Here is a 10,896-nt window from a genome sequence, read left to right on the forward strand (position 1 = left end):
CCGTGAGATGGCCTTTGTTACCTCCGGCTTTGTTCACGCAATGGAAGCCGGACCGCCGGGTCGCCAAGTAGCACGAAGCTCGAAAGGTCGTGGTACAGCATCCACCGATGAGCCTGCTCGGCGGGGCTGCCTGCATAGGTCTGGCCGGACACGTGGGCCGTTCGTTGCTGGTGATGGCTCGACGTCAAGGCGGCACCTGTCTCAGCAACGGCCTTGAGGATGCCTGACATGGCGGCCCCCACCCTTCTCCGCCTGGCGAGTTCCTGGATGAAGCCCGCGAAGCGCATGAACCTGCTGCGTCCCCGGTCGTTGAAGCTCTGGGTCCACGCCAGATCCACGTGTCCCAGAACCGCGAGGGGGCCGTCTGGATTGGCCAGGGCGGCTTGTGGAAGCGCGGCGATGAACGGACGGTCCTGGCGAGGGCGCATCAGTCCCTTGAGGCGTGCCGCCTCTCTTGGCTCGAGGTCCTGGAACCATGACGCATAGGCGCTCTGCATCGGGGTGCCGCCGCTGAAGCATGCGAAGCAGAACCAGATGCCCCCCGCCAGGAAGGGGACCGTCTCGACATGCTCTGCGCGAAGGTGCTCTCCGCCGGGCAGCAGCAGAGCGCCTTGAAGGGCCCGCTGTTCCTCGGCGGAGTACCAGCTTCCGCCCCTCGGATGGCCAAGTCCGTGGCTGAGCGAAAAGAGTACCGACGGTTCGGTTCCTCGCGCGAGTTCAAGAAATCTCGCGACGGCAGAGCCCTTCCCGCTCCCCGTTTCAATCCAGTGTCGTGGGGGAGCCGACGGAAGTCTGGCCGACTTCTGGAGCCGATGGCACTCCTCCACGCTTGGTACCATCAACTGGTCGTGCCCGAGGCGGGTTGCGTCAGTCTCGTCGTACGCTGTGTAGAAGAGCGTCTGCGCCCGCTCCGCATCCGCCGGTGTTCGTGCCCAGCGGAGGACTTTCCGGACATACGCCCGATAACCCTCCTCGGATGGGAACACCAGACGGCCCACGAGTGCGTTGGTGGCCAGGACCTGCTGAAACTCCAGGGAAATCGCGTCCAGGTCGCCCAGGATCAGCAGGTATCGGGGGCGGTCCTGGTCCTGGCCGTTTTCCGTGTCGAAATGGCTTTCCTTCCACCGGTGGGCTGCCTCCCGGTCCAGGCCGGATGGAACCGCATAGGCGCGAACCTCGCCGCCCTGCTCTTCCTGGCGCAGCTCCCGGAGTGGCTCGATAAGCCCCAGCAGTCGCTCTCCCTCGGGCCCTTGTGGATAGACGATGCCCCAGCGTTGTGCCGGGAAATCATCCAAGTCCCCCGCGTCACTCCACAGGTACTTCGGTCGTGAGATGCCCTGAATGGAAGGCGGGTTTCGCAACACCCGGTCGTCAAATCCTGGAACAAGAACGGGCTCGCGTGTATCTGCGTGCGCGAGCAGCAACTCAAGGGGCATGGAAGAACTCCCGGGACGGCGGGCTTCGGCCGTCCGTAGCTAGGGATTGTACGTAGCCGGCAATTGCAGGTAGCGGTCCAACACGTCCCTGGGCAGGGCTGGGCGCGCATGCAACTCCACACGGGACTGCTCGCGCACCGCCTGACTGATGAGCTCGCCGAGCGATACCTCCAACAGGCCCTTTCTCGCGAAGAACACCGTTCCGGACTCCGGCGCAACGCCAAGCGCTAGGAATGCCTTGGGGTCCTCCAGGGGAATGAGCAGGGTGCACCGCCCCGCCTCCACCCCTTCGGGCCAGAGCGGGCCGGTGGTCCCACCTACGTAGTCAGGCACAGTCCTAGGGGCGAATCCGCGTACGGGAGTGCCCGTGGGATTCTCCACCTCGTGGCCCTCCCAGGGAGGGTTGCTGATGTACTGCTCGATGAATTCGCGTGGCAGCGGTGGACATTCGTAAAGCCGCACTTCCGCGCGGTCCCGGATCATCCTTTCGATAAATGGACCCAGGTTCGTATTCACCCGTCCGCGGCCGACGAAACATGTCTCATCCGGGGAGAGCACTCCGAACGCCAGAAACTCCGTCGGCCGAGGCAACGGCATCAGGTAGACGAGACGTTGCGCTGTCGTGTCTCGTGGCCAGAACACCTGTTCCTGTGAGAACTCCAGGTCGTGGTACGGCGGCTTCGGCATGTCCAAGGCGCTTCCTCCAGATGGATACAGGTGCGGGATTCACCTGGCAATCGGACGCCCTTTGGACCGGTTTGTTACCTTGCTTCATTCAAATAAAAGAATGCCATCCAGCCAGTTCCTGTCGCGCCCGTCATGGCGCCATGCATCACGCTCATCGCGAAGGGCAATCGCCGCAGGCTGTCCCGCTCGCAACCGCTCCCGGACCTGGTTGAAGAAAGCGTTGACCTCCTTGTCCAGAAGGTCGATGGGCGCGGCCAGGACGCCACGCGCCCCCGCGTCAAGGAATGCCGCGGGAATGCTCAAGGGCTCATGGACAGCGTAGGTTGTGTGGGCGGCCTTGCATGCGGCCAACACGACGAATGGCGCGTTCCGGAGCGTGGCTGTTCGTACCTGGGCTGCGTGCAACTCGGGACCGCCCGCGTCCTGGGCCAATAGGAGGAAGGAGGCACTGGAGCCGGCATGGATGTCACCGTGGGTCACCAGGTCGACTTCCGAAGCATCTTCCATCATGGCGAGGACACGGGCTGGCGTGGCCTGTGCGCCGGAAAGCCGCACCTGCTCCTCCTTCGGGCCGAAGCCGGCTTGCCAGTCGTTCAGCCTGGGCAGGTCTCGGCCCGGAGGAAGCGTGACTTCCGAAACCACCAGGTGCCGGGCCATGCCGGACGGTGGCGGGCGGCGGGTTTCGGTGGCCCGCGTGAGGTAACTCCATGCGAATTGGGAGGGGAGGATTCCGGCACGGCCATGCAGGGGCGCGCGCGCGAGCACGTCCACCTGGGCACAGCCGCGCAGGGAGGCGAGAACGGTCTCCGGCACGAGGTCGTCGAGCCGTGACTCCAGCGGCTGCCTCCGGAGGGCATCATAATGGCCGACGAGCGTCCCCCGCGAGTCAAGGGAGAGCACCAGGGTGCGTTCGGAGTCGACGGTGGCAGCGAGGAGGCAGCGGGCGGGAAGTGGGGTGCCACGCTCCCGCGCCATCAATGCCAGTGCTTCCGTGAAGTCGTTTCGATGCCCTGCTTCCATGAGCAGGGACGTGAACCCGTAGGCTCGCACCCGCCGGGCCTCCGGAAGTCCTTGCTTCGCTGCGGCTTCCACCTGCTGCGAAAGCTCGTTCAGCAGCGCCAGTCCGCGCGCTGGGTCCCGCTCGATGACGAACCGCCCCATGGCGTGGGCAGTAACCCAGCGCTCACCTTGATTCGTGGGGGGAGTCGCATCAAGGGTCTTCTGTAATTGCGCCTCGTCCCCAGGAGCGCTCCGGAGCCGGGCAACATCCGCCAGGGTGAAGGCGCCACTGGCGGAGAGTGGGAGTCCCGTGGCCAATGCCGAGTCCAGTTCACTCCTGGCTTCGTCCACATTCAATTGGTGCCAAGCCACGTCCGCGAGCGCTTGGTGGACCCGGCGGCGGGTGTCGGGATCTCCCGGGTCTCGCTCCAGGATTTCGCCGTAGTAGGCGCGCGCGAGCGGAGCGTCATTCACGAGGCGCGCAACCTGTGCGACGTTCAAAAGCAGGTCCCGTTCCAGATACCAGTCACCGTTTCTCCGGGTGAGGAGCAGACCCTGTTGAGCATGTCTCCGCGCATCGTCGAGCCGGTGGAGTTGGGTGTAGAGGGTGGAGAGGTCGATGTCGATCTGGATGCAGCGGTAGTCCAGGCCGGGGGTGGTGCACAGACGCTGTGCGTCCAACAGCGTCCGGAGTGCTTGGTTCCAATGGGCCGCAAGGGTCCACTCGGTGGTCTCCCCCCCGTCTTTCGCCGCGAGGCTGCGCTCTTCTGTCGCGCGCGCCCTGGCCGCGGTCAGAGTGAACCAGGGGTCCCCACTCGCGGAGGCCTTCTGCTCGAAGAGGGACAGGTGTTGGGGAACGGCTCCCATTAAGACAAGCGCCCCCAAGAGCAGGTCGTCTTCTCCTGCCGTCAGGAGCCGGGCCAGGAACTGCTCCTGCTGGGCGCGGGACAGGCGGTCGTGAACCAGGTCCGCGTAGGTTTTCGCCAGAGGGCCCCGGTGCTGAAAATCCGCTCCCGCGACCCGGGCGACATAGTCCTGGAGCACCCGTCCGCCCGCGCGAGCGTCCAGCTTCCGCGCCAGGGGTTCGAACGCCAGGACCCGGGCGCGGTGGGTCGCGGACCGGACCGCGTCGTAGAAGTAGATGCGGGCGCTGGGCCAGAGGCTGAACTCACTGGGAAGCGCCGCTGGATCCATATTCACAAGAGACCTGCCCAGGGCGTCCTGTGCGTCGCGCTGCTTCCGGTCAGGCATCGTGTGCCGCAAGGTCCGCGATTTCTGCAGGGCTTCTTCCGACCAGCCGGGTTCCTGCAGGTTGGCGATGTCCGTGAACACCTTGGCCGCCATCCACGGCAGTTGAAGCTCCCGGAGCGCCAGGGCCCGGTTCCAGAGGGCCTGTGGCATTTGGGGGCGCTGCGCCAGGGCCCCATCCGCCGCCTTCAAGGCTTCGTCGAAGGAACCCTGAACGAGCAGGACCGCGGCTCGGTCGGCTTCGCGTTCCGGGGACGGGTGGAGCTGATTCAGGACGGAAAGGACCTGCCTGGCCGAAGCGGGGCCGTCCCGAAGAAGCATGGCCGTGGCCAATCCCCGGTAGTCCTCATCCTGTTGGAGCTCGTGCAGGACATCATACGCCGGAAGGACGGAAGAAGGGCCGGCCTGCGCCGCCATGGGTCTGCTGGCCAGGGGACGGTAACGGGCCATGGACGGATGGCTGAGCCTGGGCTCAAGCAGACGCTCCGGTCCTTCGACCAGGAGCGGAGCATGGACAGGGGAATGCCCGGAAGGCATCCGCGCAAGGAGCAGCAGCACCACGACGACGACCGTGAACGACATCGCGGCAAGGACCCGGGTCTGCTTCCACCAGACAGAGGGGGCAGCAGGGGACGGCAATGGTCGCGGGTTATTCAACTCCTCCGGGGCGCCAACGTGCTCCCTGGCCAGGAACTTGAACTGGAGCAGGGCGGGAATCTCCCGCTGACAGGGCACGCAGTCCGGCAGGTGTTGGCGAAAATCCTCGGCCTCCTCGGGCGAAAGCTCACCATCGACGAAGAGCGCCACATGCTCGCAGGGGCTGGCCATCAATTCACCTTGTGGTGTGGGCGAAGGATCGCACCCAGCTTCGCGCGGATGTCATGGAGGCGCTTGGAGACAGTGCCCACCGGAATGTTCAGTGCCAGGGCGATGTCGCGGTATTTCATTCCCTGCGCATACAGCTCGTAGGTGGTCCGCATCGGCGGGCTCAGGGTTTCGACGGCCCTGGCGAGTTGTTCCGGGGTCACATCGTCGAGGTCCGGCAGGGCCGCATGCTTCGAGGCCGCCTCGGTCTGTTCCTGGCGGGTCGGATCCGGGAGGTGCTTCTTCTGGACCTGTTGTTTGCGGCACTGGCTGAAGAAGAGATTGCTGAGGGTCGTATTGAGCCAGGAACCGCAGGTCTTCCTATCCGGAAGGGACTCACTGCCGTTAAAAGCTTTGATGAAGCGCAGGATTGTCTCCTGCACGAGGTCCTCGGCGTCCGTCTCGTTCCTGCAGAGGTTCCTCGCCTGGCTCAACAGCCAGTCGCGGTGCTGCATGGCGAGCTCGCCCAGTCGTTGGGCACTGGCTTCTGTCCTCATGCCGGGCGGAAGCCTCTCCATTGCCTTTCGGGCAGAAAGAGGCGAGGTGATGGCGGTACCTCGTGCCTGCCCCCGTTGGTCGGGAGTGGGCGTTTCCTGGGGCGGACACGCGTCTGGAGGAGGGGCATCGGGTAGGGACATGGGGAGCTTGCCTGCGCACCAGACGCCGAGTGGCCATTTTGTTACCTCCACCCGCAGGTTTTCGGATGAAGGGGTGGACCAGGAGGGTCGTTTTCCACTCCCTTTGCGCTTGCAGGTGGCGCCGTGGTGCCACCGCTGACGATGTTGCCGTCGTATTCCTCCCCCTGTCGGGCGCACGACAGCATCGCCCAGATTTCCCTTCCTAAAAGGAAGGCGGGCGGCCGGGCTTTTCAGTGGTCCTCCCGGGGATGTCAGAGCGGTCGGGTATGTCCGCGCTCGCCTTTTTCCCCGGCAAAAGGAGGCAGTGTGAAAGATTTTAAGTGGATGTGGACTGCGGCCCTCGCGGTCCTCGCGCCCGTCATGACGAGCGAGGCCGTGCCCAACCGGGTCACCAACGGCTTGGTCGGCGAATGGAAGACCACCCTCAAGTCGCCGTTCTTCCCGGAGCGGGCTCCCGACACCAGTGGCCTAGGCCATACGGCGACGGTCGTGGGTGGGACGGTCCAATCCTGGGGGTGGTGGGACAACGGCATGAACCTGGTGGGGGACAAGTACCTCCAAGTGAACAACTCGCCGAACCTGAACTTTGGCACCGGCAGCTTCACGCTGACGGCATGGATCCGCATGACGGACACCAGCCGCTACATCAAGACCCTCATCGACAACCGTGGCAGTGACGGACGCGGCTATTCGCTCGCGGTCATTGAAGGCAACCAACTGGTGCTCCAGCTGGCGGATGAGACGGGCTGGGCCAACTACACCTCTTCGCCCATGCTGACGCCCAATCGCTGGCACCACGTCGCGGTGAGCGTCAGCCGCACCTCGTGGCCAGTGCACATGTCCTTCTATATCGATGGGTATGATGCCGGCCTGGCCACGCCCAAGATGGGCAACATCAACAACACCAACAACTCGTTCCTCATCGGCGGCCACAAGGACGGCGCCGGGTACCGGTTCTCCGACCGGATTGACGATGTATTTGTCTTCAACCGCGCCCTGCCCAACTACGAGATCTGGAACGTGCTCAACCCGGGCCGGCCCAGCTACACGCCGTCCTTCTGGAACGACAACAGCCGACAGGGACAGAACAACTGCTACAACTACGCCAACAACAAGGCCACCAATACGTTCGCCCAGCCGGGCAAGGCTTCCGGTTCGCAGGCAACGTCCATGGACTGCTCATTGGTGCGCCAAGCCGCCATCAATGACGGCCTGGAGCCCCTCTCCGGCTATCCGAGCACGATCCTGAACTTCAAGACGGGCGTCGCGCTGGTGGTGGCGCCGGGCTACGACTACCACTGGTACCGGCTCGACGAGAACGGCACCTGGACCCACAAGCCGGGCGGGACGCGCGCGACGAACCTGGACAACGCGGGTCAGGTCATCACGGATCCGCGCACCGCCAACCGCGGTCCGTACAGCCAGTTCTGCGGCTTCTTCATGCTCTGGTCGGACATCGCCGAAGGCTACGGCCACGAGTCCATCAACTAGTCCTCCCCTCCCCTTTCCACGGAGAACCCTCCATGTCTCGTCTTTCATTTCGTGCGTTCGTCGTGTGCGGTGCGCTGGGGTTGGGTGTCGCTGGGCCGATGACGGCCTTCGCGTCGGACCTCCAGGCTGAACAGCCCCAGCAGGGGCTGCGCGTGACGTACCTGCTGTACTCGGGCCGTCCCAACCCGAGCGTACTCGTGACCGACCCCGCGCAAGTGCGCGCCATCGAGGAGCAGCTCGCCCGCTCGCTAGCAGACGGGCAGCGCACCACAGTGACCGAGTCCCCAGCCGTCCTGGGCTATACGGGCATCCAGATTGAACGGCTGGGTGATGCGGGCCGAGGCAGCGCGCCGCTGGTGCTGCGAGGCACGATGCTGCGGGAGAAGGCGGATCCGGCGCAGGCGGCCCTTGCGTCCTCGTCCGCCACGGTGTCTCGCGATGCCGAGGTGCTTGAGGAACTGCTGCTCGACCTGGGCCGCGACCAGCGGGTGATTGGCGACGTCGAGCTGTCGGTCATCCGCACGTCGAAGTAATCCCCGGCGCTGTCCCAGGACCGTGGGCCCATGCCTTCCGGCGCGGGCCCGCGGCGGCGCCCGTTCGCGGATGGCCGTGTGGGGCCGAGTTCCCGGGGAGACCGGACCCTTGTCGTATCCGCGCCCTCCCTCGAAGGCCCTCCCCTCAGGACGTGCCCTGCCGCGTCTCCGGGGGCGATGTCCTCGGGCCTCCCCGTGACCCCAGCTTGGTCTTCGTGAGGAGGAAGCCCCATGAAGTCCACAGAGGTCCACGGCCCGAGCCTGCGCTTCGCGGTCATCCCCCCAGCATGACCGAACGCGCACAGTACCTGGCGGAAGCCGTCACCAGTGTGTGCGCCACGGTCCGCTTACCCCTCGAGTTCGAGGTGGAGCACCACATCCACGTCCAGAAGGAGCGCCTGTCGCCGGGCGCCGCACGCAACGCCCTCATCCGCGAGGTTTCTCCGGATGCCTTGCTGGTGCCGCTCAATGATGACGACCTTCTGGTGCAGCGCACGCTGCATCATTACGCCCAGCTCATCCTCCATCACCCCGGGCGGCGCTGGTTCGTCGCGGACTTCATGCGCATGGACGAGGACCGCCGCTACCTGCCCGGACAGGACTACGCGGCCTGGACGTTCGCGCCGCCCCCTGGCGATGCTGACGCCCATCTTCGAGGCGGAACATTTCCTCCAGGGCAACGTCTGCTTCCACCGGAGCCTCTTCGACGAATTGGGCGGCTACGACGAGACACTGGAGATGGCGGAGGACCTGGACCTGTACGTGCGACTCCTCATCGCCGGGCACCTGCCCATCCAGGGCGCGCACCTGAGCCATCTGCACCGCGTGCACCCCGGCAACACCAGCCGTGGCGTGGATGCCCGGCGGCACAGTGCAGACCTCGGACAACTCTACCAGCGGCACGCCTCATTCCTGGCGGCCCTGGGCGTGCCACCGCCGCTTACGGACTGATGCTCCAGCCCACGCAGGCAGGGAGCTCCCCCACCTGACCCTGCTCAACGACTGACGTCCCTGGGATGCGCGGGACGACGCCCGTCATTCACGGACGGGCGCCGTCCACTCACGCGCCGGACGCTCAGGGCGTCAGCTTCAGCAGGAGCAGGTCCGCGCCCTGCGAGGGTCCCACCGGTGTCGGCCCCACGAACGTGGTGCCATCCAGGGTGCCTCCGAAGTACGTCGTGCCGTCAGGGAGGACTCCGAGCAGCGGCGTGCCGTAGAGGTCCGGCGCCACGCTCCGGGACCAGCGGTGGGCCCCGTTGGCCGCGTAGGCCGCCACGAAGGTCTGGGAGCCGGCCTCATACTGAGGTCCAAACACGCCGCCCCCCAGGTCCACGGGCCCCTCGGCGAAGCCCGCGAGCCGGAAGTTCCCCTGTGCGTCCACCCGCATCGCGGACACCCACTCCCCGATGCCATTGCCATACCGGCGGGCCCAGCGGTCCGTCCCCGCGGACTCCAGCACACCCAACATCACGTCCACATTGCCGCCATCCCACTCTCCCGCATGGCTGCTCGCCACCGTCTGGCCGGCGAAGACGAAGGTCTTCTTGAACTGGCCGGCGAAGGCCACCGCGTCCCCGGGCGCCGCCGCCACGCCTGTCACGGTGCCCATCGCGCCGTTGAGCGGCCGGCGCCACAGCAGCGTCCCCTCCGGAGAGAACCTCGCCACGACGGGCGTCTCCCGGTTCGTCGCCCCCAGCGCCGAGACTCCATTGGACTTCGGGCTCGCCTGCGCGCCGAGCAGCACGTGGCCCGTGCTGTCCGTGGCCAGCGCTTCGCCCGTCGTCGGCCCAATGCCTCCCTCGTAGGCCTTGGACCACAGGTGGTTGCCCTCCCAGGAGTACTTCGCGATGAACAGGCCCGCCGAGGCATCCTCCATCGAGATGCTGTTCTGGCCCGCGAACAGGTCTCCTCCGCCCAGGTTGGCGTAGCCGAGGAAGTACCCCGTGAAGATGAGGCTGCCATTGGCATCCGTGGCCACCGCGTTGGCGCGGATGGGGTAGGCCTCCACCTCTCCGTCGCGGACCATGCGGGCGGTGAAGCCCCGGACCCAGGTGAGGGCCCCAGCGGGGCTGAACTTCGCGATGAACGTGCCGTATTGGGACGCCGGCAACGGGCCGGTGCCGAAGTCCGGCGTGCCCGAGTAGCTGCCCACCATCAGCACGTTGCCCAGCGGAGTGAGCGTCACGCCGGCGACCTCCAGGATCGCGTTGCCCTGCGGAAACGCGCGCGACCATTCGTGGGTGCCATCCGCGCGGTACCGGCCGAGCATCAAGCCGCCCTGGGAGGGGAAGGTGCTGCCCCCAAGGCTGCCCGCGCCCGTGTAGACGCCCGCGACCACCTGGGCGCCGCTGCTGTCCGTGGCCAGGGCCTGCGCGCGCTCGTCGCCCGCCCCACCCTGCCGGCGCGTCTGGGTCAGCTCACCGCCCGTGCCCTGGTAGGTGCACACGGTCTGCGAATAGGACAGCACGAGCACCGGCCGCAATTGCTGGCGGGCGTCCTCCTTGGAGACGAAGTCCAGGCCGTTGCCGCCCTCCGGAATCAGGACGAAGGGGTGCGCGCCGCTGGCCGTGACGACGGACGACACGTCGTATTCCACCCAGCTTCCGGAGGCGACCTCCCCCACGTTGCCCAGCGCACCACCGACGGGCGCCGGACGCGTGTTCCACGTGAGCGAGTCATTCCAGCCAGAGCTGGTGCGGTAGAGCACGGGGCCGTTGGTGGAGCCGTCCGTGGCGAACAGCCGCAGCCGCGCCCGGAAGAAGCCCTCCCTCACCGAGAAGCGGAAGTCCAGGTACGTGTCCTGACGGGGCGAGCCATCCGAGACCAGCATCGTCGACGTGCCATGGCTCGCCGTCGGCGAGTCCTGCGTGACGTAGGTGTCGTACGTCGGCTCGAGCCGCTCCTCCGTGATGACCTCCCGGGGCTTGCAGGCCGCCGTCACCGCCGGGGCTTCCACCGACCGCACCTCCGGCGCGGCGCCAGCCCCCTCCGGTTCTCCCC

The 10,896-nt window shown here is 66.3% G+C and carries 9 protein-coding genes; 3 read left to right on the forward strand and 6 right to left on the reverse strand.

What is annotated here, in order from left to right; all coding sequences use genetic code 11:
* Window positions 1–17 precede the first annotated feature (17 nt).
* The 4 genes from D7W81_RS05715 to D7W81_RS05730 form a co-directional block, all read right to left on the reverse strand.
* Window positions 18–1,436: a hypothetical protein gene (locus D7W81_RS05715; protein ID WP_147445349.1), complete on the reverse strand. Its 1,419-nt coding sequence runs from the start codon at window positions 1,434–1,436 to the stop codon at window positions 18–20.
* A 39-nt stretch (window positions 1,437–1,475) separates the two neighbouring features.
* Window positions 1,476–2,129 (reverse strand): hypothetical protein, encoded by a 654-nt coding sequence (locus D7W81_RS05720; RefSeq protein WP_158621454.1) that lies wholly within the window; start codon window positions 2,127–2,129, stop codon window positions 1,476–1,478.
* A gap of 78 nt (window positions 2,130–2,207) precedes the next feature.
* Window positions 2,208–5,198 (reverse strand): CHAT domain-containing protein, encoded by a 2,991-nt coding sequence (locus D7W81_RS05725; RefSeq protein ID WP_120554302.1) that lies wholly within the window; start codon window positions 5,196–5,198, stop codon window positions 2,208–2,210.
* On the reverse strand, window positions 5,198–5,731 hold the full coding sequence (locus D7W81_RS05730) for an RNA polymerase sigma factor (RefSeq protein ID WP_158621456.1): 534 nt from the start codon (window positions 5,729–5,731) through the stop codon (window positions 5,198–5,200). The genes D7W81_RS05725 and D7W81_RS05730 overlap by 1 nt, the downstream gene beginning before the upstream one ends.
* Before the next feature lie 465 nt (window positions 5,732–6,196).
* Between D7W81_RS05730 and D7W81_RS05735 the strand changes: the two genes are divergently transcribed.
* Both D7W81_RS05735 and D7W81_RS05740 read left to right on the forward strand, forming a co-directional pair.
* Entirely contained in the window at window positions 6,197–7,363 is a 1,167-nt protein-coding gene (locus D7W81_RS05735; RefSeq protein WP_158621458.1) for a LamG domain-containing protein, read from the forward strand.
* A gap of 32 nt (window positions 7,364–7,395) precedes the next feature.
* On the forward strand, window positions 7,396–7,896 hold the full coding sequence (locus D7W81_RS05740) for a hypothetical protein (protein ID WP_147445350.1): 501 nt from the start codon (window positions 7,396–7,398) through the stop codon (window positions 7,894–7,896).
* 347 nt (window positions 7,897–8,243) lie between these two features.
* On the opposite strand, the gene D7W81_RS41825 is transcribed toward D7W81_RS05740, so the two are convergent.
* A complete protein-coding gene (locus D7W81_RS41825; protein ID WP_147445351.1) occupies window positions 8,244–8,546 on the reverse strand; it encodes a hypothetical protein in 303 nt (100 codons plus the stop codon).
* Between D7W81_RS41825 and D7W81_RS05750 the strand changes: the two genes are divergently transcribed.
* Window positions 8,533–8,847: a glycosyltransferase family 2 protein gene (locus D7W81_RS05750; RefSeq protein WP_120554307.1), complete on the forward strand. Its 315-nt coding sequence runs from the start codon at window positions 8,533–8,535 to the stop codon at window positions 8,845–8,847. The two genes, D7W81_RS41825 and D7W81_RS05750, sit on opposite strands and share 14 nt — an antisense overlap.
* A gap of 124 nt (window positions 8,848–8,971) precedes the next feature.
* Here the strand turns inward: D7W81_RS05750 and D7W81_RS05755 are convergent.
* On the reverse strand, window positions 8,972–10,896 hold a 1,925-nt coding region (locus D7W81_RS05755; protein WP_147445352.1), incomplete at its 5' end, for a CBM96 family carbohydrate-binding protein.

The organism is Corallococcus aberystwythensis, from assembly GCF_003612165.1.
Lineage (GTDB): Bacteria > Myxococcota > Myxococcia > Myxococcales > Myxococcaceae > Corallococcus > Corallococcus aberystwythensis.